This window comes from Rhodococcus sp. NPDC059234, assembly GCF_042754225.1.
Lineage (GTDB): Bacteria > Actinomycetota > Actinomycetes > Mycobacteriales > Mycobacteriaceae > Rhodococcus_G.
Window position 1 is genome coordinate 1 of record NZ_JBHZAH010000005.1, and the last position, 21298, is coordinate 21298.

Genomic DNA, 21298 nt, shown 5'->3' on the forward strand with positions numbered 1-21298 from the left:
GTGTGGTCCGGGCCGGCGCACGGGCGAGGAGACGGTCGACCCGGGGGTGGCGTGAGATTCACCGAACCGTCTGACGGCGGTCACCTCCAGGCCTCTCAGCGTTCTGCCAGTTTGGCTGAGTAGATTTCGCCCAATGCACGCCCGACTCGTCACCGCGCCCCGCAACTGGCCGCTCGGCCTCGCCGCCCTCATCGTCGCGGTGGGCATCCTCGGCGTGTTCGGGCCGTGGGACATGAGCGAGAACCCGATCATCCGGGCGTCCACCTCGCTGTACCGTTCTGTCGACTCCACCACCGCCACCTGGCCCAGCGGGTCGGGCACCCTGAGCGACCTCGTCGCCGAGGCCGGATTGTTCGCCCTCGCCGGGATGCTGGCGCTCGCGCTGTGGTGGGGGCGAGGCGACACCCGCACCCTCGCGGTCGGCCTTGCGGCCGGAACCGGCGTCGTCGGGTCGGCGATCGCGACCCTCGCGGTCAAGTCCGTGATCACCGAGGAGCGCCCCTGCACCGCCATCCCCGGTGTGCACGCCCTGTCGGAATGCCCACCGCTCGGCGACTGGTCGTTCCCCAGCAACCACTCGGGTATCGCCGCCGCGATCGCGACGGCGGTGGTGCTCACCAGTTACGCGGCCGGGCGGGTATGGCTCTCGGTGCTGGCGGTCCTGACCGCACTGGTCGTCGGAGCTTCCCGGGTGGTCAGCGGCGTGCACTACCCGCACGACGTCGCCGCCGGGCTGGTCTTCGGTACCTGCATCGCGCTGGCCTTCGCGGTGGCCCTGACGCCGGTGACCACGATGCTGGTGCAGCGGTTCGTGCCCGTCCGCGGCCGGACGCGTTCCACCCCGCGCGAGCCGGTCTCCTCCTAGCGCGGGCCGGTCGCGGTCGAACCCGCTCAGCTGGCGGGATCGTAATGGAACGCGCGCACCTCCTGCGCGCACCGACAGGCATCCGCGATCTTCGCGGCCCATTCCAGTGCCGCCTCGCGGGAGGGCAACTCCAGTACCGCGTAGCCGCCTTCGAGCTGCTTCGTCTGTGGGTACGTGCCCTCCGTCACCGTGCCGTCCCCATCGACCAGGACAGGCGGGACGCTCTCGTCGATTCCACCGCCGAACACCCAGACGCCGGCGTCCTTCGCCTCCTGGACCACCGCGTGCGACGCATCCGACACCGCCCGCAGATCCTCGGCGGGAAGGACCATGGCGCCACTCGGGAACGAGATCAGGTACTTCGTCATCGCGTCGTCTCCTTCTTCCCGTTTCGGGGTTCGGACCCATCCTCGCCGAGGCGGGCGCGCTGCGCACAAGGCCCGATCAACACGCCCTAGGGGCCGGGTGTCAGCGCTCGCTCGACGGCGTCGGCGGCTGCGGCCGGGTCCTCGTGCTCCCATATCCGGACCACCACCCAGCCCGCCTCGGTGAGGCGGACATCGGTGTCCCGGTCCCGCGCGACGTTCGCGGCGAGCTTGTCGGCCCACCACTGCGCGTTGTTCTTCGGCCGCGTCGCGTGTTCGGGGCAGCAGTGCCAGAAGCAGCCGTCCACGAAGACCGCGACCCGGGCGCCCGGGAACACCAGGTCGGCGCGCCGGCGCATCCCCGGCAGTGGTGCCCGGTCGACCCGGTAGCGTCGCCCGCGGCGATGCAGCTCGCGGCGCAGTGCCAACTCGGGGGCGGTGTCGCGGCGGCGCTGGGTCCGCATCCGCTCACGGGTCGACGCGGAGTCGGGGACCGGCGAGGGCATGCCCCGATTGTCCCGCAGCGGGTCAGTCGTCGGCGTCGTCGTCCGGATCCGACCAGGACGGTGCGAACCGGTTGCGGCGTTCGACCTCGCCCCGGACGATGACGACGAACTCGTCGAACGAGAGGGTCTGCTTGACCGACGGGCGCCCGTTGCGCGGCGGGGCCTCCTCGACGTCGAAGAACCGCACCGCGCCGCGGTCCGGTCCGTCGGTCTCGTACAGCCCGATGAAGACCCGCTCGAACAGGTCGTAGCGGGTGTCCTCCGCGCCCAGGTCCACCCACGCCCGCTCCGACAGTCCGTGCACCGGCCGCTTCCCGCGGCCCGACCGCTTGGACAGCGTCATCACGTGGTGCGCGAACGACGACTTCCCGGTGTCGCTGGTCTTCGCGGGGTCGCCGTCGTCGCACGTCTCGTACGGCTCGAACATCACCGCGATCAGGACGCTGTAGGGCTGACGCTGGTGCAGCACCATCGCCTCGCCGCGCAGCTCGTGGTCGTTGCGCACCACGTTCTTCGTCCACCGGCCGAGCCGGCCGGACTTGGGGCTGTAGTCCTGGAAGCTGTAGGTCTTGATGGACACGCACAGCACCAGCCCGAGGGTGGGGTCGATCGTCTTGACGTCCAACCGTTTCCGGCCCTTCACGACGTCGATCTGGGCTTCCTGGCCCGCGCCGGTCGCGGTCGGGGTGATGTCCGGGTAGGCGGGGCGCAGCGCGTCCGCCACCGTCTGCGCGAGCTCGTTGGACAGTCGCTGTGCGTAGTTCTTCTTGGCGTCGCGCTCGGCCCGCGCGTCCGGCTTGTCGCCCGCGCCGTCCAGGGCCCGGCGCAACGGGGTACTGCCGAGGCGCTCGCGCAGCATCGCCTCGCTCAGCAGCGCGTCCTCGGTGAGGTACTCGCTCACGCGGCCCTCGCCGGGTCGCCGCCCATGCGCTCGAGGTGTTCGGCGACATCGTCGAGGAAACCGGGGACGAATCGCAGGTTCCCGGCGTTGGCGCGGCGCAGGAACCCGGCCGTCGCGCGGGCGGAGAGCAGCTTGGAGTCGTCGAGGAACCCGCCGAGATCCTCGTACGGGTGCTGGACCGGCCAGGTGCTCAGGTCGGCACGGTGGGCGGTCCCGCCCCGGCCCCAGGCGGCGGTCGGCCAGGGGTCGCCGGGCTTCAACGGCTTGTCGGCGGCGCCGTCGTAGGGCACGGGGTCCGCCAGCCGCTCGCCGACCCACGACGACATCCGGGTGCTCACCGCGTTGCCGACCAGCTTCCACCGGTGTCCGGAACGCAGGCCGGGAACCTCGAGCGCGGGCAGCGTCCAGTCCGGGTCGAAGCCCTGCAGGCGTTCGGCGCCGACGATGCCGGGGGTGACGATCTCGCCGGTGAGCAGCCGGACGGCGGGCGGGCTGGCGATGCCGATGGTCGACCCACCCTTGAGGGTCGGCACCGCGTTGACGGCCCAGCCGAGCCCGCGGACCCCCTCGGTCCAGTAGAAGCCGCACGGGTGGTCGCCGGGTTCGCCCTCGGCGGCCGGTCCGGCGTCGTCGGCGAAGAGCACCTCGCGCGGGTCCTCGGTGCGGGAGGCGAGCATGAGCACGCGCTGACGACGCTGCGGCAGGCCGAACGCGCGGGCGTCGACCACCCGGTACGCCCACATGTAGCCGAGGTCGTCGAGCGCGGAGGTGACGTGCCGCATCGCCGCGCCGCGACCGAGCTGCAGCATGAACGGGACGTTCTCGAGCAGCAGCCAGCGCGGGCCCTTCTTGCGTTTGACCAGCCGGAACACCTCGTCGACCAGGCCCGAACGGGCGCCGGTGATGCCGACCGTCTTGCCGGCCTGGGACAGGTCCTGGCACGGGAAGCCCGCGGTGACCAGGTCGATGCCCGCGGGCAGCGAACGGAGGGCGGTCACGTCGGAATGCAGGTCTGCCTCCGGGAACCGGGCGGCGAGCACGGCCTGGGCGCCGCCGTCGATCTCGCAGTAGAGCTCGGTGTCCCAGCCGTGCTCGCTCAAACCCAGTTCGAGTCCGCCGATGCCGGCGAACAGCCCCACAGCGCGCCCGCTCACATGACTCCTTACTGCCGTCCTCAGATGTAAGGACCGTACCCGGAACCGCCGACAGGATTGATCGATCCAGGTCACGGCGCCGGAGCCCGGCCGGTCCCTCCCCCTTCGACGGAGGGACCGGCTCAGATCGTCTGGTGCGACCTCACCGCACCACCAGGTCGCGGGCGGTGGCGCTGAGGGTGATTGGCGCAACTCGTTTGCCCCGCGCCCAGTCACGGACGAACGCGTCGAGGGCCGGATCGGTGCCACGCGAATCGAAGGCCTCACGCGGGATCTCGATGGCGCCCACCAGCTGGCGCGGCTGATCGTCCAGACCGGCAGCGCGCGGGGCGACCCGAAGTCCGTCCGCGGTGTGTAGCAGCACTGGCAACGTCTTGCCGTCCGGTGTCGTCACCGTCGCCGGACGGGTGGTGGCGACGGGGTCGAAGTGCTCGACCGAGATCCGGTACCCGGATGGCCCCGCCTCGAGGCCCGCCTCGTCCAGCAGGCGCGGATCGAGAATCGAGTACGGAACCTGCCAGTCGACGAGCAACTGCGCGTCGACGACGGTGTCCCGGGCCGGCAGGGACGCAGACAGGTTCCACGGCGCTGGGGGTGCGAGCGTGTCCGAGGATCGGTCGGCCCGCGAGTTCCGCAGTGCGGTGCCGGGCAGCGGAGCGCCGGTGGGGGTGAACTCCCACACCGGGGCGGTCAGGTCCTTGTGCCAGAACCCGGTGCGTCCGTCCTTCTTGCCGGCCACGCGCAGCTCCCGCCGATTCGGACCGACCCCGGTGGAGTGCACGCTGATCGCCGAGGTGATCTCGCCCGGGATCTTGGGCTGGTGCACCCAGTCCTGCGCAGGCAACTGGATCGCGGCGTAGTTCTTGAACCACGCTTCGAAGGCGGAGTTGGGGGCGGTGGGCTTGCCCGTCTGGTCATCCCAGCTGTAGCGGAAGAACACCGAATCCCCACCCGTGCCGTCGATGTCGTAGTTGCGGGTGTACATGTCGCCGTACATGTTCGTCACGAACGTCGTCGAGGCAGACGACGACAGCGCGACCGACCGGAAGCGCCCCCCGACGGGACCGCCGATCTCGTAGCTGGGGTCGTCGGGTAGCCACGGGTCCGCGTAGGTGATGCGGCTGCCGTCTCCGGTCAGCGCGGGAACCATCGTCATCTTCGCCAACCCGAAGTAGTGAATCCGGCCCGCGACGTCCGTGTAGGTCTGGTTGTCCCACGGCGAGCCGACACTCAGCGCCCAGGTGCCCGGATCCCCGCCGGGTAGCCGCTTGCCCTTGCCAGTCCACAGGGGGGCACCGAACGCCGATGTCCAATTCCAGAGAGCCGGGGCCTGCGAGGCGTTGTCCATGGTGTAGATCCAGCCGGACTCGTCGACGGCGACCAGCTCGTCGTCGTCGACCGAGATCCCGACGAGACGATCCCGCATGCATTCCGGCAGTGGCGCGTATCGCCACGGCTCGGGGTTGGGGCCGTTCCACACCCGGGGGCGCGTCAACAGCGCGTGGTCGACGAGCGAGTAGTCCCAGAACTTGTTGAACTGCGTGGTCTGCGTTCGTAGTTCGATGCTGGAAGGGGCGGCGCTACCGGTGAACACCGGCAAGCCGGAAAGCCCGTCGCGACCGCCCAGCGACGGAAGCCCCGGCGGCACCTGCGCGGTGCCGAACGGCACGCAGGCCGGCGGAGCGTCGGAGGTGGGGTCGGCCGTTGCGGCAGGGGCGGATACCAGCAGAGCCGCCGTCACCGCCCCGCAGAGGGCCGGCGTGCGAAGACGGACTGCTCGAAGGTCACTGCGACGGATACGTAGGCTCACAGCGCTGGATATCCAGTCGCAGAGCCAAATTGTTACATCAGCTAATGTCCTCCGGGTCGGACGCGAATCAGCCTGGGGGAGTAGCGATGAGGTGAGCAGTTCCGCTTCGATCCCCGCGTACTCCGCGATGCAGCGGCACGGCAATTCGGTGTCTGCGCATCACGGCGTCGTCCGGCTCGTCGGACGCTTCCGGGTCGATGATCCACGGCCCCAGCGTGTCCCGTGCGAACACGGGGTCGTCGGGGTGAGCGGTGGGCATGCCGCCACTACCTGGGTGCGTCCACCGCGTCTTGTGACAACGGTTCAGGAAGCTCGGCTCCCATCCCACGCATCATGGCTCGCGTCAGGGAGCCGACTGTGCGGGCCTGGAGTTCGAGTGCGGTGTCGACGGCCGAGGCGGCAACGATGATCGGGCCGCCGATCCACAGCGGAATCCTCATCGTTGCTCCTCTGGTGTCGTGGCCCGTCAGCGCAGTCGGGGCGTCACCGTGGCGACGCAACGTCAGAGGCTTATATAGCTGAAAGATTACCAACGTGCATCGAACCGGGAGCCTTGCGAGGTCGATGACAGCTAAGGTTCAGTCCCGCTGGGCGGATTCGGGGGTCTGCCAGCGGGACTGACGCCGATTCAACCCAGGAGGCGGAAACGGACGAGCAAACCTTAGCTTCGCTTCCGACTTTGAGGCAAGTATCTAGCTAATATTCGACGTGATGGAGGCGAGGCTCACCGCTCGGCGACGAGACCTGGCAGCGGCCAGCATCTGGTCGGCGTCGGTGAACTTGACCCGCGGCCGCCCCGTGGCCGCCCCGCGGGACCGTTCGGCCGCGTCGATGGCCCGCCAGCCGCGGTAGTCGATGCGGTCCGGCTGACGCTGCCCGACGAGCTTCGTCAGCTCCTTGCGGTTACCGACCGGTCGGACCAGGCGACCCGCCTGGAAGTCCTCGAGCAGTCGGGCGACGGTGTCCTTGGCGCACGACTTGTTGGTGCCGATGACGCCGGACGGCCCGCGCTTGATCCAGCCGGTGGCGTACACGCCGTCGAGCACCGAGCCGTCCGGACTCGTCAGTACCCGGCCGCGGTCGTTGGGGATCGTGCCGCGGCGCTCGTCGAACGGGACGCCCGGTACCGGGACCCCGCGGTAGCCGATGGACCGCAACACCAGCGAGGCCGGGACGGTCTCGGTGGCCCCGGTCGGCCGGGCGCTCAGCGTGCCGTGGTCGCCGGCGACGAGTTCGTTGCGCACCACGGTGACGGCGTCGGCACTGTCGGCGCCGAGCACCGCGGTCGGTGACGCCAGGTACCGGAACACGATCCGCTTGTGATCGGGATCGGTTGTCCGTTCGGAGAACTCGCGTGCCAGCCGCACCTTGAACGCCGTCGACGGCTCCAGCTCACCCCTCGCGAGCTGCCCGGCCGTCGCCTCGTCGAGTTCGAGTTCGGCGGGGTCGAGGACGACGTCGACCCCGGCCAGGTCGCCGAGTGCGAGGAACTCCGGGGTGCTGTACGCCGCCTGTGCGGGTCCGCGTCGGCCCAGCAGGACCACTTCGCGAATATTGCTGTGGCGCAGTGCCTCCAGTGCATGGTCGGCGATGTCGGTCTTCGCCAGCTCGTCGACGTTCATGGTGAGGACGCGGGCCACGTCGAGCGCCACGTTGCCGTTGCCGACGATGACGGCGCGCTCACCGGACAGGTCGAACCGGGCGTTCGCGTAGTCGGGGTGTCCGTTGTACCAGGCGACGAACTCGGTCGCGGCGTGGCTGCCCGGCAGATCCTCGCCCGGGATGTCGAGCCGACGGTCGCCGGACGCACCGACCGCGTAGATCACCGCGTGGTGGTTGGCCAGCAGGTCCTCGTGGGTGAGGTGCTTTCCGATCTCCACGCCGAGGTGGAACTGGAAGCCGTCCTTGGCGGCGGTCCAGTCGAATGCCTCGGCAATCACCTTGGTGCCCGGGTGATCCGGCGCGACGCCGGCCCGGATCAGGCCCCACGGGGTCGGCAGCTTCTCGAACATCTCCACCTCGACGTCCGAGTGGATGAGCAGTTCCTCCGCTGCGTAGCAGGCGGCGGGGCCCGCACCCACGATCGCCACCCGCAGCGTCCCGAGGTCGGTTCGCTTCGCCTCGGTCGGCTGCAGCGGTTTCCAACCGTCCCGCAGGGGGTATTTGTCGTAGTAGTTCGCATTGATCTGCGCATACCGGGCGTCGGACTCGCTGAGCTCGTCGTTCGGGAAGATCGCCGCGACCGGGCAGGCGTCCACGCAGGCGCCGCAGTCGATGCAGGTGTCGGGCTCGATGTACAGCATCTCGGTGGTCGCGAACTGCGCCTCGTCCGGTGTGGGGTGAATGCAGTTGACCGGACAGGTCGCAACGCAGGACGCGTCGTTGCAGCAGGCCTGGGTGATCACGTATGCCATGGGAGTTGTTCCTCGATGCAGGAGCTGGGAAGTGGGGGCGGCACCACCGTCAGAGCAGGTTGACCCGCTTGTACAGGATCTTGCTGGGGCCGCCGACGAGGCCGGACTCGGTGAGGAAGTGCATCAGCTTGGCGCCGGACTTGCGGACCGTGTCCTTGTAGTGCTTGTTGTTCCTGGCTTCGGCGATCGCCCGCTGCGGGTCGAGGCCGGCGTTCGCATAGACGTCCTTGCGGATCATCGACTTCATGACGAAGTAGACGACGACGGCGGTGTTGACCCGCTCCACGGCGAGCCGGGCCCGGCTCGCGCCCTGCAGGCGCCGGCCCACCTCCTCGCGCGCGAACCGGATGTGCCGGGCCTCTTCGAGCACGTGAATCTTGCTGACTGTGCGGGTGACCGGCTGGACGCGCTCGTCCTTCATGAAATCGCGCTGCATCATGTCGAGGATCTCCTCGGCGGCCATCACGCTGGCGTAGGCGTTGGCGCCGCGGAAGTAGCTGCCCCAGATCCGGCCGAGCTTGTGGATGACGGGGTGCGGTCCGTAGCTCGGCATGCCGAAGCGCTCACCGGCGCGGGCGAACATCACCGAGTGGCGGCATTCGTCGGCGACCTCGGTGAGGGCGAACTGGACGTGGCGGGAGTGCTTGTCGCGGCCGTAGACATCGCGCAGCAGCATCTGCATGAGCAGGATCTCGAACCACAGGCCGACGCTCGAGACGCTGGCGGCCTCGTGCTTGGTCAGCTCGACCTGCTGCGCCATGGTCATCTCGTCCCACAGTGCGGTGCCGTAGAGGGTGCTCCACTCGGGCGTCAGTCCGAACTTGTCCTCCGGCAGCGGCGCCTCCCAGTCGACCTCGATCATCGGGTCGTACGACTTGCGGGCGGAGGACGCCAGCAGTCGGCGGGCGGTCTCCTCGCGATCGGAGACTGCGGGGCGCTGCACGGGGAGAGCGGTGGTCATGTCGGCCCTTCGTTCATGCCGTCAGGCTCGGTCATGCCAACCGGCGTTTATGTAACAACGAGTAACAGGTAATGCGACTGTACCCGCGTCGACCTCCTGTGACAACTGTCACCACGCGCAGCGTCGAGTGGAAAAGTTTGGGTTACCGAACTTCTTGATATGGTGAGGCAAATAGGGGTCCAGCTGCGGAGGTTGAACGTGGAAAGTGTGCGCACGGTCGATCTCACGACCCCGCCCGCGCGCAGGGGGCCGGGCCTCGGACGCCTCATCGCGCTGGTGGGTCCGGCGTTCGTCGCGGCCATCGCCTACGTCGACCCCGGCAACGTCGCCGCCAACCTGACCGCCGGTGCCAAGTACGGCTACCTGCTGATCTGGGTGCTCGTGATGGCCAACGCGATGGCGGTACTCGTGCAGTACCTGTCGGCGAAGCTCGGTCTGGTGACGGGACGCTCGTTGCCCGAACTGCTCGGCGAGCGGCTGCGCCCCGCCCAGCGCAAGGCGTTCTGGCTGCAGGCCGAACTGGCCGCCGTCGCGACCGATCTCGCCGAGGTGATCGGCGGTGCGATCGCGTTGAACCTGCTCTTCGGTGTGCCGCTGCCGCTCGGTGGCCTGATCACCGGCGCGGTGTCGATGGCCATCCTCTCCACCCAGGCCCGCGGCCAGCGGACCTTCGAGTTCGTGGTGATGGGCCTGCTCGCGATCATCACCCTCGGCTTCGTCAGCGGCCTGGCGTTCACCGACGTTTCCGGGCGGGACGCGATCGCGGGTCTCGTACCGCGGTTCGAGGGAACCGAGACGGTCCTGCTCGCGGCCAGCATGCTCGGTGCGACCGTGATGCCGCACGCGATCTACGTGCACTCCGCGCTCGCGCGAGACCGGCACGGCCGCGGAATCAAGGCCGCGCTGCTGCCGCGACTGCTCAAGGCGACCAAGCTCGACGTCGGCGCGGCGCTGGTCGTCGCCGGCACCGTGAACATCGCGATGCTGCTGCTCGCCGCCGCGGCGCTGCGCGGGGTCGACGGGACCGACACCATAGAGGGTGCGCACGCCGCGATCTCCTCCGCGCTCGGCCCGTCCGTCGCGGTGATCTTCGCGGTCGGCCTGCTCGCCTCCGGTCTCGCGTCCACCTCGGTGGGCTGCGCGGCCGGCGCCGAGATCATGCAGGGGCTGCTGCACTTCCGCATCCCGATGCTGCTCCGGCGGATCCTCGTGCTGATTCCTGCGCTGGTGATCCTCGCGATCGGCGCGGACCCCACGATGTCACTGGTGATCAGTCAGGTGGTGCTCAGCTTCTGCATTCCCTTCGCGCTGATTCCGCTGGTCCGCATGACGTCCGAGACCGGGCTGATGGGCGAGCACGTCAACCGCCGCGGCACCACGATCGCGGCCTGGTCGGCGACCGCGGTGATCGTCGCCCTCAACGTCGCGCTGTTGGTCCTCACCGTCGCCGGCTGACGGGCCGCCGGACGGCCCTCAGTCGCGGTCGGTGAGCGAGACGAGATCCGAACTGTCGTCCGGGATCTCGGCGTCGGGGTGCTTCCGTCCGGGCGCACAGACCCCGACCACGACGGCGGCCACCAGCAAGATCGCGCCCAGCGCGCGCGCCGCGTCGGACATCCCGTCCATGAAGACCGATCGCGCGAACGCGGCGAGCTGATCACCTGGAGGCCCGGCCATCTTCGCGACCTGCAGCGCCGCGGCGAGTGACGAACCGACCGGTTCCTTCGCCGGCTCCGGCACGGCCTGCACGGCAGGCTCGATCCCCCGGCTGTAGGTCGCGGCGAGCAGACTGCCCGCGAGTGCGATGCCGACAGCGGCCCCGATCTCACGAGTCGTGTCGTTGACGGCCGAGGCCACGCCCTGCTTGTCGTCGGGGGTGTTGTCGACGATCGCGTGGGTCGCCGGTGCCGTGCACAATCCGACGCCGACCGAGTAGATCAGCAGGGCGAGGACGGTGGCGCCGTAGCCGCTGTCGGCGTCGACCCGGGCGAACACGAACATGCCCAGGCCGGCGCACACGAGACCGGCCACGCTCAGCCACCGCAAACCCACCCGGGGCAGCAGCCACGGGATCGCGGCCGAGAGCAGCATCGTCGGCACGATCATCGGTGCCAGTGCGAGTCCGGACTGCAGCGGGCTGTACCCGAGTACGAGCTGCATGTACTGCACGATCAGGTAGAACAGCGCGAACGAGGCGAGGAACTGCAGTGTGATCGAGGCGGCGCCGGCGCCGAACTCCCGGTTGCGGAACAGTCGCACGTCGAGCAGCGGTTCGGCCCGCCGCAGCTCCACGACCGTGAACACGGCCGCGCACAGCACGCCGACGACGAGCGCCGTCATCGGGAGCGGATCGGTCCAGCCGCGGATCGGTCCCTCGAGCATGCCGAGCACGAACGACCCGACCGCGACGACCGCCAGCAGGGCGCCGGGCAGGTCGAAGCGTGGGGGACGGTCCTCCCGGGACGGGGTGATGGTCCACGAGACCGCGAACAGGGCCACCGACACGCCGGTGAACCCCACGAAGATCGACTGCCACGACCAGTGCTCGAGCAGGAGTCCGGAGACCAGCAGGCCGGCGATCCCTCCGGATGCGGCGACACCCGACCAGATCGCGACGCCGCGGGCCCGATGCTCGGGCGGGAAGGTCGCGGTGAGCAGGGACAGCGTCGCGGGCATCACCAGCGCCGCGCCGATTCCGCCGACGGCCCGGAACGCGATCAGCCACGTCGGGGAGTCGAGCCACACCGGTCCGGCGGACGCGACCGCGACAATCGCGAGTCCCGCCAGGAGCACGCCGCGCCGTCCGAACCGGTCGCCGAGCGCGCCCGCGGGCAGCAGCAGAGCGGCGAGCGTGAGGGTGTAGCTGTCGACGATCCACGTCAGCTGGCTCTGGGTCGCCCCGGTCTCGAGCGCCATCGCCGGCAGGGCCGAGTTCAGGGCGGCCGCCGCGGCGATCACCATCGCCACCGCCGAACACACCACCGTCAGAGTCCACACCTCGCGGGCCGACATGCGGATGCCGCCGGATTCGGTGCGTGCGGTCATGCGTGGCCTCCCCCGATGCAAACGAGACTGTCAGTATTGTTTGTAGAACGGGGGTTTCACAACCCCGAGATTCGTTCGGAGGTGACATGGACCGGGCAGATGTCGTGGACGCCGATCCGCGCGAGGACCCACGCAAGGCCCGCTCGCGGGCACGGCTGCTCGACGCGGCGACCGCGCTCCTCGCGCGGGGCGGTGTGGAGGCCGTCACCATCGACGCGGTCACCCGGGCGGCCAAGGTCGCGCGCGCAACTCTCTACCGGCATTTCGACAGCGGCACCGAGTTGCTCGCCGCGGCCTTCTGCCGGCTCATCCCGCCCGCCTCGTCCGTCCCGGACGGTCTGGACCTGCGTGACCAGCTGGTCTCGCTGCTCACCCGTCAGGCCCGGCTGATCGAGGAGGCCCCGATGCAGCTGACCGCGATGTGCTGGCTGGGCATGGGGCCGGGGCTCGGCGAGGCCGGCGACCCGGCCGACCGCCCCGAGCTGCGCTCGCTCCGTCGCCAGATCGCCGAGCAGTACCGGGCGCCGTTCGACCGGGTGTTCGCGAGCCCCGCGGGTCGGGACCTGCTCGCGGGAGTCGACTACGAGTTGGCGCTGTCGCAGCTGCTCGGACCGCTCGTGTTCACCAAGTTGGCGACGCTGCCTCCGCTGGGGTCGGACGCCTGCGGGCGCATCGTGGACGACTTCCTGGCCGCGCGCGCCGCCGCTCGTTGACGCCGTCGGTCGATCAATCGACCCGTTCGCGTGCGCGGGACGGCCGAGGGCGCGGATACTGGATCCTGCGCATCAACTCAGCGCACGCCACAGATCGCAAACGCAGGTCCGCTCGTAGTGGGTGTCCGATCCGCACCGCGCACGGCGGTCGCCTGCGAGGGCGAACCCCTCCGGGAGGGACGAACATGGCCAAGAAGCTCGTAGTGCTGATCGCGATGGCGGCGGCCGCTCTCGGGTATCTCGGTGTCGGCCCTGCGGCCGCCGCATCGCCGGCGGTGCTCGGTGGCGGCTCCGGGATGATCATCGCCAACGAAGCCCTGTGCACACTGACCACCATCGGGCACGACAACGCGGGCAGACTCGTCGGTATCACCGCCGGTCACTGCGGCGAGCCCGGGGGCGCGATCGTGCCGGAGTACCGCGAGGACGCAGGCGTCGTGGGCCACATCGTCGGCAAGAACCCCGATCTCGACTACGCGGTGATCCAGTTCGACCCGGCGAAGGTCGCGCCGGTCAACCACGTCGGCAAGGTCACCATCACCAATATCGGTGCGCCCGCGAGCTTCCCGGACGTGGTCTGCAAGGAGGGCCTGCGCACGGGCAACACGTGCGGCATCGCCTGGGGTGACCTGCTGCAGTCGCACGAGACCTGGACCCAGATGTGCGTTATCGAGGGTGACTCGGGAAGTCCCGTCGTACGCGGTACTACTCTGGTCGGCATGGTGAACGCCTATGTGGGATTCGCGTGCCTCGGCCCGGAACTCGGTACCAACCTCGACAGCATCATGAACGACATCAACGCCAACGGCGGTGTCGGTGCAGGCTTCAGGCCGATCTAGCCGCAGATGCCACCTCGTAAACGCAGCGGTGACCATCTCACCGAGCAGGACCTGAACAATCTCTCCGAAGCACTGGCCGCGGGCAAGCGCGCCACCGTCTACCTGATCGACGCCACGCCGAGCCTCGGGATTCCCGCCGGGTGCTCGGCGAAGGTGGTGTCGATCGACGGCAGCACCGTGCTGATCCGGCCGAAGGGTGTCAACGACGAACTGCCCTACGAGGCAGACGAATTGCGTCTGACCCGCACGTCGGCGAAGCCGGCCCCGGCGAAGTCGGCGACCCCGTCGGCCGCGAAGCCGCGCTCGAGCACCGTCAAGGAGGTGGAGGCTCGGGCCGCCGCGTCGCGGGCGGCCGCGGCTCCGAAGGCCTCCGCGCCGAGGAGCGTGGCACCGAAGGCCGTGGCACCGGCGGCCGAGCCGCCCGCCGCAACCACCCTCACCGCACAACCGAAGGCGCCCGTGACCACACCCAGCACCGACACCGCCGGCGCGAGCACGCCGGCCCCCGTCAAGCGAGCGCGTCGCGCGAAGGACCCCTCGAGCGTCAGCGTCACGCTGCACGCGGAGGCAGGCAACGAGTGGACGGTCACAGTCACGCACGGCGAGCGCCGTCCGGGTAAGGCCGCGCCGGTGTCGGCGGATGCGGTCGAGCGCGCCGTCGCCGAACTCGGTGACGCCACCGCGCAGCAGGCGGTCGCCGCGGTGCTCTCCGCGGCCCGCGAGGCGGCGGCGCAGCGTGTTGAGGAGCTCAGTCGTCAACTGGCCGAGGCGAAGAGTGCCCTCGAATCGCTCGGTGCGGACGGCGCCTGATCGACGAAAGGATCCGAGGATGGCGCAAACCCAGTCCGTCGCAGAGCTGTTCGCGCTCGAGTCGCTGATCTCGGACGAGGAACGACAGATCCGCGACACCGTCCGGAGGTACGCGGCCGATCGGATCCGCCCGCACATCGCCGACTGGTTCGAGGCCGGCCGGCTCCCGGTTCGGGAGCTGGCCCGTGAACTCGGCGAACTGGGGGTCCTCGGCATGCACCTCGACGGCTACGGGTGCGCGGGCATGGCCGCCACCGCGTACGGGCTGGTGTGCCTCGAACTCGAGGCCGCCGACTCCGGGATCCGCAGCCTGGTCTCGGTGCAGGGATCGCTGGCCATGTTCGCGATCCACCGGTACGGGTCCGAGGAACACAAGCAGCGCTGGCTGCCGCCGATGGCGGCCGGTGAGGCACTCGGTTGCTTCGGGCTCACCGAGCCGGACTTCGGGTCCAACCCCGCGGGGATGCGTACCCACGCCCGCCGCGACGGGGACGACTGGATCCTGCACGGAACCAAGATGTGGATCACCAACGGATCGGTGGCCGACGTCGCCGTGGTGTGGGCGCGCACCGACGACGGGATCCGCGGCTTCGTGGTGCCCACCGACACTCCCGGCTTCAGCGCGCCCGAGATCGAACACAAACTCTCGCTGCGGGCCTCGGTCACCGCGGAACTCGTCCTCGACGACGTCCGGTTGCCCGCGTCGGCGATGTTGCCCGAGGCGCGGGGTTTGTCCGGTCCGCTCGGTTGTCTCAACGAGGCCCGGTTCGGCATCGTGTTCGGCGCACTCGGCGCCGCCAGGGACTGCCTCGAGACCGCGATCGACTACGCGCGCTCGCGCGAGGTGTTCGACCGGCCGCTGGCGGCCTTCCAGCTGACCCAGGCCAAGCTCGCCGACATGGCGCTCGAGCTGGGCAAGGGGCAGTTGCTGGCGCTGCACCTCGGCCGGCTCAAGGATCGCCACGCGCTGCGACCCGAGCAGGTCAGTCTCGGCAAGCTGAACAGCGTTCGGGAGGCCATCGCCATCGCCAGGGAGTGCCGAACCATTCTGGGCGCCAACGGCATAACTCTCGAGTACCCGGTGATCCGGCACGCCAACAATCTGGAGTCGGTGCTCACCTACGAGGGAACCTCGGAGATGCACCAGCTCGTGATCGGCCAGGCACTGACCGGATCCTCGGCGTTCCGCTAGCGACTCTTGCGTGGAGGGCTCGCCGCGAGGCAGTGTGAAGGTCGAGGGGGTCGTGATCTGAGCGGAGCCGGACATGGACACCACTACGACCGAGATCGCACCGGGCATCTTTCGATTCTCGACGTACGTCGACGACGCCAACCTGGTGATGAACCAGTACCTGATCGACGGTGACGAACCGCTGCTCTTCCACATGGGTCAGCGTGCGCTGTTCCCGAGCACGTCGGCGGCCGTCCAGCGGGTGGTCCCGCTCGACCGGCTCCGATGGCTCGCGTTCGGGCACGTCGAGGCCGACGAGTGCGGATCGATGAACTCATGGCTCGCCGCCGCCCCGCACGCCCAGGTCGCCCACGGCGCACTGTCGTGCTTCGTCCAGGTGGGAGACCTGGCCGACCGGCCGCCGCGACCCCTGCAGGACGGCGAGGTGCTGGAGGTCGGTGAGCGGCGGGTGCGGCACATCGACACCCCGCACGTGCCGCACGGCTGGGACGCGTGCCTGGTGTTCGAGGAGTCGACGGCGACGCTGCTGTGCGGCGACCTGTTCACGGCCTTCGGCCGGCATCCCGAGGTGAGCGACGGCGAGATCGTCGGCCCGGCCCTGGCAGGGGAGGATCTGGGCCACGCAACGGCATTGACTCCGGCCCTCGGCCCGACGATCCGGTCGCTGGCGGACCTCGAGCCGTCCACGCTCGGGCTGATGCACGGACCCGCGTTCACCGGGGACTGCGCGGGAGCGCTGCGCGACCTGGCCTCGGAGTACCAGGGACGGTTCGAGGCGGAACAGGAGCGACTGCGCGGGCAGGGGTGAACACGGCGTCCGCTGCGCGATCGGTCAGGCGGTCAGCGCTTCGTCGACGGTGCGGTAACCGATGGGTTCGCCTCCGAGCGCATCGAGCCGTGCGTGCAGTCCGGCCCCCACTACGGGCCATTCCGCGCGGAGCACCGAGTAGATCGCGGTGTCGCGCCACTCGCCGTCCGCTCTCCGCTTGTCCCGCCTGAGCACGCCCTCGAGCACGGCGCCGAGCCGCTCGATGGCCGAACGCGAGCGGGCGTTCGCCGCGTCCGCCTGGATCTTGACGCGGCCGAAGCCGCTCTCGAAGGCGAGCCCGAACAGCAGCAGCTTCGCCTCGGGATTGACCGCGCTGCCCCAGACCCGGGGGTCGTAGGCGGTCCAGCCGATGTGGGCGGATTCGGTGGCCTCGTCGAAATTGCCGAGAGAGGTGGTGCCGACGAGGGTGCCGTCGTGCGCGCCACCGCGGATCCGTACCCCGTAGACGTTGCAGCGGTCGAACTGCAGGTACTGCCCCGCCCAGGCCAGAAAGTCGTCCCGGTCGGCTCGGAAGCCCGCGCTGCCTCCGCCGAAGCCGCCCGCGAACACACGGGGGTGCGCGATCGCCGTGCGGAGCTCGGGAAGCTCTGCGGGAGAGAGGGGTTCGAGACAAATGTACCGGCCGCGGAGCGGCGCAACCGGGGGGCGTACTGCTGGCATGCGCCGCAGTGTGCAGGTCCGAGGTGGCGGGCCGGTGAATACAGATTTGACGCCCGGCGTCGCCCGGCGTCGGCCGGCTCAGGCTCCGTGTGCCCGTCGCAGCGCGTAGGCCTTCAGTCGGCTGAACCCGCGGACACGCAGCGAGCGCAACGACCGGAGGTGGAACCGCGGGTTGCTGCCGAGTGCGTCGGCCAGTGCGGAATCGACGAGCACGGTGCCGGGTCTGGCCGAACTGGTCAGGCGCGCAGCGATGTTCACCACCGAGCCGTAGACGTCACCGAAACGGACCAGGACCTCGCCGCGAGCCAGGCCCACCCGCAGGTTCGGTAGTTCCTCGGTGCTGGCCGCGGCGTCCTGCAGGGCGAGCGCGATCGAGGCGGCGTCGGCGGGGTCCTCGACGGCGAACATGACCTCGTCACCGACGTTCTTGATGACCCAGCCGTGGCCTTGGCTGATCACGTTGGTGACGGTGGACTCGAAGTACTCGAGCAGTTCGGTGAGTTCGGTGATGTCGATACGGCGGGTGAGGCTGGTGTAGCCGACCATGTCGGCGAATCCGATCACCAGGTTGCGGCTGTCCACCTCCTCGCCGCGATTGTCGAGGAACCGGGCGGCATTCGACGCCAGGTGCCTGCGCCACACGTACGACTGCAGGCTCTGCAGGGTGGGCAGCATCTGTTCGGCGACGAGGGTGGCCTGGGCCGCGACCGCGTGCACGTCGGCGGGTTCGTCGGAGTCGCGGTGTTCGAGCCGGTCCAGGATGTGACCGTTGAGCAGTCCGAGTTGCCACTCGGCGAGGCGTGAAAATGCCTGCCCCAGGGCGCGGGTCACGGACACCTCGAGGTCGGGGTCGATGATGCCGCGGTCCACGAGCGAGGTGATGCCCTTCAGCGCCTCGACGTCGGCGTCGGTGAACATGGTCGCGTCGGCGCCCACGTCGGCGGCGAACCCCATGGCCACCCACAGTCGCTGCACCCGTTCGAGCGGTATGCCCGACAGTTCGGCGACCTGCTCCCGGGTGTACTTCATCTCGCCGCCGAGCAGGTTCCGCTCGACCTCCGCCTGGATCATCGCGAACTCGCGGGCCTGCCGCCGTTCGCTCGCGTGCTCAGCCACACACCGCCCCGTTCGACGCCGACCCGACCAGCTTCGCGTACTTGGCGAGGACGCCGCGGGTGTAGCGGGGCGGCAACGGTTCCCAGCCCTGCCGGCGCCGGTCGAGTTCGTCGGCGTCGACCATCAGGTCGAGGGTGCCGCTGCTGACGTCGAGCCGGATCCGGTCGCCGGAGTGCACGAATGCGATCGGCCCGCCGTCCACCGCCTCGGGTGCGACGTGGCCGACGCACAGGCCCGTGGTGCCACCGGAGAACCGCCCGTCGGTCAGCAGCAGCACGTCCTTGCCGAGTCCGGCGCCCTTGATCGCTGCCGTGATGGCCAGCATCTCCCGCATGCCGGGTCCGCCCTTGGGGCCCTCGTACCGGATCACCACGGCGTCGCCGGCGGTGATCGTGCCGTCCTCGAGCGCATCGAGAGCGGCCCTTTCGCGATCGAAAACCCTTGCGGTGCCGGTGAACACGTCGGACTCGAAGCCTGCCGACTTCACCACCGCGCCGCCCGGTGCCAGAGAACCTGAGAGGATGGTGATGCCACCGGTCGGGTGGATCGGATCGCTCATCGCCCGCAGCACCTTCCCGTCCGGGTCGGGCGGGGCGATGTGGGCGAGGTTCTCGGCCATCGTCGCGCCGGTGACGGTCATGCAGTCGCCGTGCAGCATGCCGGCGTCGAGGAGCGCCTTCATCACGACGGGGACACCGCCGATGTGGTCGACGTCGACCATCACGTGGCTGCCGAACGGTTTGACGTCGGCGAGGTGCGGGACCTTCGCCCCCACGCGGCGGAAGTCGTCGAGGGTCAGGTCGACGTGCGCCTCGTGTGCGATGGCGAGCAGGTGCAGCACCGCGTTGGTGGATCCGCCGAACGCCATCACCACCGCGATCGCGTTCTCGAAGGCCTCCTTGGTGAGGATGTCCGAGGTGGTGATTCCGCGGCGCAGCATCTCCACGACGGCCTCGCCGCTGCGCCGGGCGTACCCGTCGCGCCGACGGTCGGTGGCCGGCGGCGCGGCGCTGCCGGGCAGCGACATGCCGAGCGCCTCGGCCGCACTGGCCATGGTGTTCGCGGTGTACATGCCGCCGCAGGCGCCCTCGCCCGGGCAGATGGCGCGTTCGATCGAGTCGACGTCCTCCCGGCTCATCAGCCCGCGGGAGCAGGCTCCGACGGCCTCGAACGCGTCGATGATCGTGACCTCACGCTCGGAGCCGTCGGACATCTTGGCGATCCCGGGCAGGATCGAGCCCGCGTAGAGGAACACGCTGGCCAGGTTCAGGCGGGCGGCCGCCATCAGCATCCCCGGCAGCGACTTGTCGCAGCCGGCGAGCAGCACCGAGCCGTCGAGTCGCTCTGCCTGCATGACGGTCTCCACGCTGTCGGCGATGACTTCCCGGGAGACGAGCGAGAAGTGCATGCCCTCGTGGCCCATCGAGATGCCGTCGGAGACCGAGATGGTGCCGAATTCGAGCGGATAGCCGCCCGCCGCGTGGACGCCGTCCTTGGAGGCCTTGGCGAGGCGGTCGAGGGACAGGTTGCAGGGCGTGATCTCGTTCCACGAGGACGCGACGCCGATCTGGGACTTGCCCCAGTCGTCGTCGCCCATCCCCACCGCGCGGAGCATGCCGCGCGAGGCGGTCTTCTCGAGGCCGTCGGTGACGTCACGGCTGCGGGGTTTGATGTCGGGGCCGTTCGGATCCTGGGACACGCTGCTCATCATCCTCCGGTCGGGTCCGTGCGGCGCGTCGAATCGGCATCGCGGCCGGTCAGCGCCAGCAGTCGGGTCTGCAGGGGAGCGTCCACGGACACCTCGACGGGTGCGGCGAACAGTCCACTGGCGCTCAGCATCTCGCGCTGGGCATCGAGCACCTCCCACACCGCCTCGACCAGCGTGGGGTCCAGCGTCTCGTCCAGGCCCGCCGCGCGGGCGAGGTCCCAGCTGTGGATGGTGATGTCGGAAACCTGTTCGCGCAGATAGTGTTCCACCGTGACGGTCCCGTACGACAGGTGCACCGGGGCCGCCGGCGGTGCCACCTCCCAGGCCGCGGCCGCCAGACCGGCGAAGCGGTGCCACTCCGCGGCCAGGTCGGCCCCGAGCGGACGCACCCGATCGCCGGCCTCCGCGAGGGTCAGGCCGCTCAGCAGCGGCGGAATCCACTGCTGCTCGACGACGACGTGCCGCACCAGGTCGGCCACGTCCCACTCGGTGTCAGGGGTCGGTGCCTCCCAGTCGGTGACGGCGTCGACCCGCGAACCGAACTCCTGCATCGCCCGGCGGGCGAGCGCGAGCCATTCGAGTGCCACGTCCAGCCCCTACGACTGTGGGGGCGTCGGCCGCATCACGCTGAACACGGCACCCGTCGGATCGGAGAGCACGGCCATTCGTCCGACGGTCGGAACGTCGAACGGCTCGGCCATCACGCTGCCGCCGGCCGCGTTCGACGCCTCGACCGTGGCGTCGGTGTCGTCGGTGGCGAAGTAGACGTGCCAGTGGGTGGGTACCTGCGGCATCCGCGGCGGGGTGCAGCCGCCGACCTGGTCGTCGCCTACCTGCAGCAGCGTGTACTTCTCGCCGCCCGGCATCTCCGCGACGGACGAGCCGAGGCCCAGAACCGCGGCGTAGAACGCGAGCGCCTTGTCGGGGTCGGCGGTGATCAGTTCGTTCCAGACGACGGTGCCGGCGTCACCGACCAGCGAGGCGCCGATGTGCCTGCCCGCCTGCCAGAGCCCGACCACCGCGCCGGTCGGGTCCGCCACGAAGGACATCCGGCCCGCGTCGCCGACGTCGTCCGGTCCCATCAGGACCTGGCCGCCCGCGCCCGCGACCTTGGCCGTCGTCGCGTCGGCGTCGTCGGTGGCGAGGTAGGTGTTCCACATCGACGGTGTCCCGTCGGGGACGCCCGGCGGTTGGCCGCCGACCGCGGCGACGTAGTTGCCGCGCACCCGTGCCATCGAGTACACGCCCCCGCCGGGGTTGGGCATGTCCTCGAAATCCCAGCCGAACAGGGCGGAGTAGTAGGTCTTGGCGGTCTCGGGATCCTTGGCCGACAGATCCACCCAACAGGGGGTGCCCTGCGCGTAACTCGACCGTTCGGGCATGACGATGTCCTTTCACAGAGAGGAATCG

The 21298-nt window shown here is 69.9% G+C and carries 21 protein-coding genes; 7 read left to right on the forward strand and 14 right to left on the reverse strand.

Going from position 1 to position 21298, the window contains the following annotated elements; all coding sequences use genetic code 11:
* The first annotated feature begins 133 nt into the window (after nucleotides 1-133).
* Nucleotides 134-865: a phosphatase PAP2 family protein gene (locus tag ACFXGJ_RS01865; protein ID WP_378615885.1), complete on the forward strand. Its 732-nt coding sequence runs from the start codon at nucleotides 134-136 to the stop codon at nucleotides 863-865.
* A gap of 26 nt (nucleotides 866-891) precedes the next feature.
* Here the strand turns inward: ACFXGJ_RS01865 and ACFXGJ_RS01870 are convergent, their stop codons facing one another.
* The 8 genes from ACFXGJ_RS01870 to ACFXGJ_RS01905 all read right to left on the reverse strand — a co-directional run bounded on the left by ACFXGJ_RS01870 (nucleotide 892) and on the right by ACFXGJ_RS01905 (nucleotide 8976).
* Nucleotides 892-1233, reverse strand: coding sequence for a YciI family protein (locus ACFXGJ_RS01870; protein ID WP_378615887.1), 342 nt, complete (start codon nucleotides 1231-1233; stop codon nucleotides 892-894).
* An 86-nt stretch (nucleotides 1234-1319) separates the two neighbouring features.
* On the reverse strand, nucleotides 1320-1736 hold the full coding sequence (gene vsr / locus ACFXGJ_RS01875) for a DNA mismatch endonuclease Vsr (protein ID WP_378615889.1): 417 nt from the start codon (nucleotides 1734-1736) through the stop codon (nucleotides 1320-1322).
* Nucleotides 1737-1758: 22 nt separating this feature from the next.
* A complete protein-coding gene (locus ACFXGJ_RS01880) occupies nucleotides 1759-2637 on the reverse strand; it encodes a hypothetical protein (RefSeq protein WP_378615891.1) in 879 nt (292 codons plus the stop codon).
* A complete protein-coding gene (locus tag ACFXGJ_RS01885; protein ID WP_378615893.1) occupies nucleotides 2634-3791 on the reverse strand; it encodes a DNA cytosine methyltransferase in 1158 nt (385 codons plus the stop codon). The genes ACFXGJ_RS01880 and ACFXGJ_RS01885 overlap by 4 nt, the downstream gene beginning before the upstream one ends.
* Before the next feature lie 142 nt (nucleotides 3792-3933).
* Nucleotides 3934-5532 (reverse strand): hypothetical protein, encoded by a 1599-nt coding sequence (locus ACFXGJ_RS01890; protein ID WP_378615894.1) that lies wholly within the window; start codon nucleotides 5530-5532, stop codon nucleotides 3934-3936.
* Nucleotides 5533-5867: 335 nt separating this feature from the next.
* Nucleotides 5868-6041: a hypothetical protein gene (locus ACFXGJ_RS01895; protein WP_378615895.1), complete on the reverse strand. Its 174-nt coding sequence runs from the start codon at nucleotides 6039-6041 to the stop codon at nucleotides 5868-5870.
* 252 nt (nucleotides 6042-6293) lie between these two features.
* Nucleotides 6294-8015, reverse strand: a complete 1722-nt coding sequence (locus tag ACFXGJ_RS01900) for an FAD-dependent oxidoreductase (RefSeq protein WP_378615896.1) — start codon at nucleotides 8013-8015, stop codon at nucleotides 6294-6296.
* Nucleotides 8016-8064: 49 nt separating this feature from the next.
* The gene (locus ACFXGJ_RS01905) at nucleotides 8065-8976 is read right to left on the reverse strand and encodes a diiron oxygenase (protein WP_378615898.1); all 912 of its coding nucleotides are present in this window, start codon (nucleotides 8974-8976) and stop codon (nucleotides 8065-8067) included.
* A gap of 207 nt (nucleotides 8977-9183) precedes the next feature.
* Between ACFXGJ_RS01905 and ACFXGJ_RS01910 the strand changes: the two genes are divergently transcribed.
* Nucleotides 9184-10431 (forward strand): Nramp family divalent metal transporter, encoded by a 1248-nt coding sequence (locus tag ACFXGJ_RS01910; protein ID WP_378615900.1) that lies wholly within the window; start codon nucleotides 9184-9186, stop codon nucleotides 10429-10431.
* A gap of 18 nt (nucleotides 10432-10449) precedes the next feature.
* Here ACFXGJ_RS01910 and ACFXGJ_RS01915 read toward each other — a convergent pair whose 3' ends face one another.
* Nucleotides 10450-12021, reverse strand: coding sequence for an MFS transporter (locus ACFXGJ_RS01915; RefSeq protein WP_378615902.1), 1572 nt, complete (start codon nucleotides 12019-12021; stop codon nucleotides 10450-10452).
* 86 nt (nucleotides 12022-12107) lie between these two features.
* On the opposite strand from ACFXGJ_RS01915, the gene ACFXGJ_RS01920 reads away from it, so the two are divergent.
* The 5 genes from ACFXGJ_RS01920 to ACFXGJ_RS01940 all read left to right on the forward strand — a co-directional run bounded on the left by ACFXGJ_RS01920 (nucleotide 12108) and on the right by ACFXGJ_RS01940 (nucleotide 16383).
* A complete protein-coding gene (locus tag ACFXGJ_RS01920) occupies nucleotides 12108-12734 on the forward strand; it encodes a TetR/AcrR family transcriptional regulator (RefSeq protein WP_378615904.1) in 627 nt (208 codons plus the stop codon).
* Between the two features lie 185 nt (nucleotides 12735-12919).
* A complete protein-coding gene (locus tag ACFXGJ_RS01925) occupies nucleotides 12920-13573 on the forward strand; it encodes a serine protease (RefSeq protein ID WP_378615906.1) in 654 nt (217 codons plus the stop codon).
* A 6-nt stretch (nucleotides 13574-13579) separates the two neighbouring features.
* Nucleotides 13580-14383, forward strand: coding sequence for a translation initiation factor (locus ACFXGJ_RS01930; protein WP_378615908.1), 804 nt, complete (start codon nucleotides 13580-13582; stop codon nucleotides 14381-14383).
* Between the two features lie 19 nt (nucleotides 14384-14402).
* Complete coding sequence (locus ACFXGJ_RS01935) at nucleotides 14403-15575, forward strand: acyl-CoA dehydrogenase family protein (protein ID WP_378615911.1); 1173 nt, start codon at nucleotides 14403-14405, stop codon at nucleotides 15573-15575.
* A 73-nt stretch (nucleotides 15576-15648) separates the two neighbouring features.
* Complete coding sequence (locus ACFXGJ_RS01940) at nucleotides 15649-16383, forward strand: MBL fold metallo-hydrolase (RefSeq protein WP_378615913.1); 735 nt, start codon at nucleotides 15649-15651, stop codon at nucleotides 16381-16383.
* 24 nt (nucleotides 16384-16407) lie between these two features.
* Here the strand turns inward: ACFXGJ_RS01940 and ACFXGJ_RS01945 are convergent, their stop codons facing one another.
* The 5 genes from ACFXGJ_RS01945 to ACFXGJ_RS01965 all read right to left on the reverse strand — a co-directional run bounded on the left by ACFXGJ_RS01945 (nucleotide 16408) and on the right by ACFXGJ_RS01965 (nucleotide 21270).
* Nucleotides 16408-17064: a GNAT family N-acetyltransferase gene (locus ACFXGJ_RS01945; protein ID WP_378615915.1), complete on the reverse strand. Its 657-nt coding sequence runs from the start codon at nucleotides 17062-17064 to the stop codon at nucleotides 16408-16410.
* A 78-nt stretch (nucleotides 17065-17142) separates the two neighbouring features.
* A complete protein-coding gene (locus ACFXGJ_RS01950; protein WP_378615917.1) occupies nucleotides 17143-18180 on the reverse strand; it encodes an adenylate/guanylate cyclase domain-containing protein in 1038 nt (345 codons plus the stop codon).
* Nucleotides 18173-19879, reverse strand: a complete 1707-nt coding sequence (gene ilvD, locus ACFXGJ_RS01955) for a dihydroxy-acid dehydratase (RefSeq protein ID WP_378615919.1) — start codon at nucleotides 19877-19879, stop codon at nucleotides 18173-18175. The genes ACFXGJ_RS01950 and ilvD overlap by 8 nt, the downstream gene beginning before the upstream one ends.
* 8 nt (nucleotides 19880-19887) lie before the next feature.
* Entirely contained in the window at nucleotides 19888-20475 is a 588-nt protein-coding gene (locus ACFXGJ_RS01960) for a TIGR03086 family metal-binding protein (RefSeq protein ID WP_378615921.1), read from the reverse strand.
* A gap of 9 nt (nucleotides 20476-20484) precedes the next feature.
* Nucleotides 20485-21270 carry a VOC family protein gene (locus tag ACFXGJ_RS01965; protein ID WP_378615923.1) on the reverse strand — a complete coding sequence of 262 codons (786 nt, stop codon included), beginning with the start codon at nucleotides 21268-21270 and terminating at the stop codon, nucleotides 20485-20487.
* Between the last annotated feature and the right edge of the window lie 28 nt (nucleotides 21271-21298).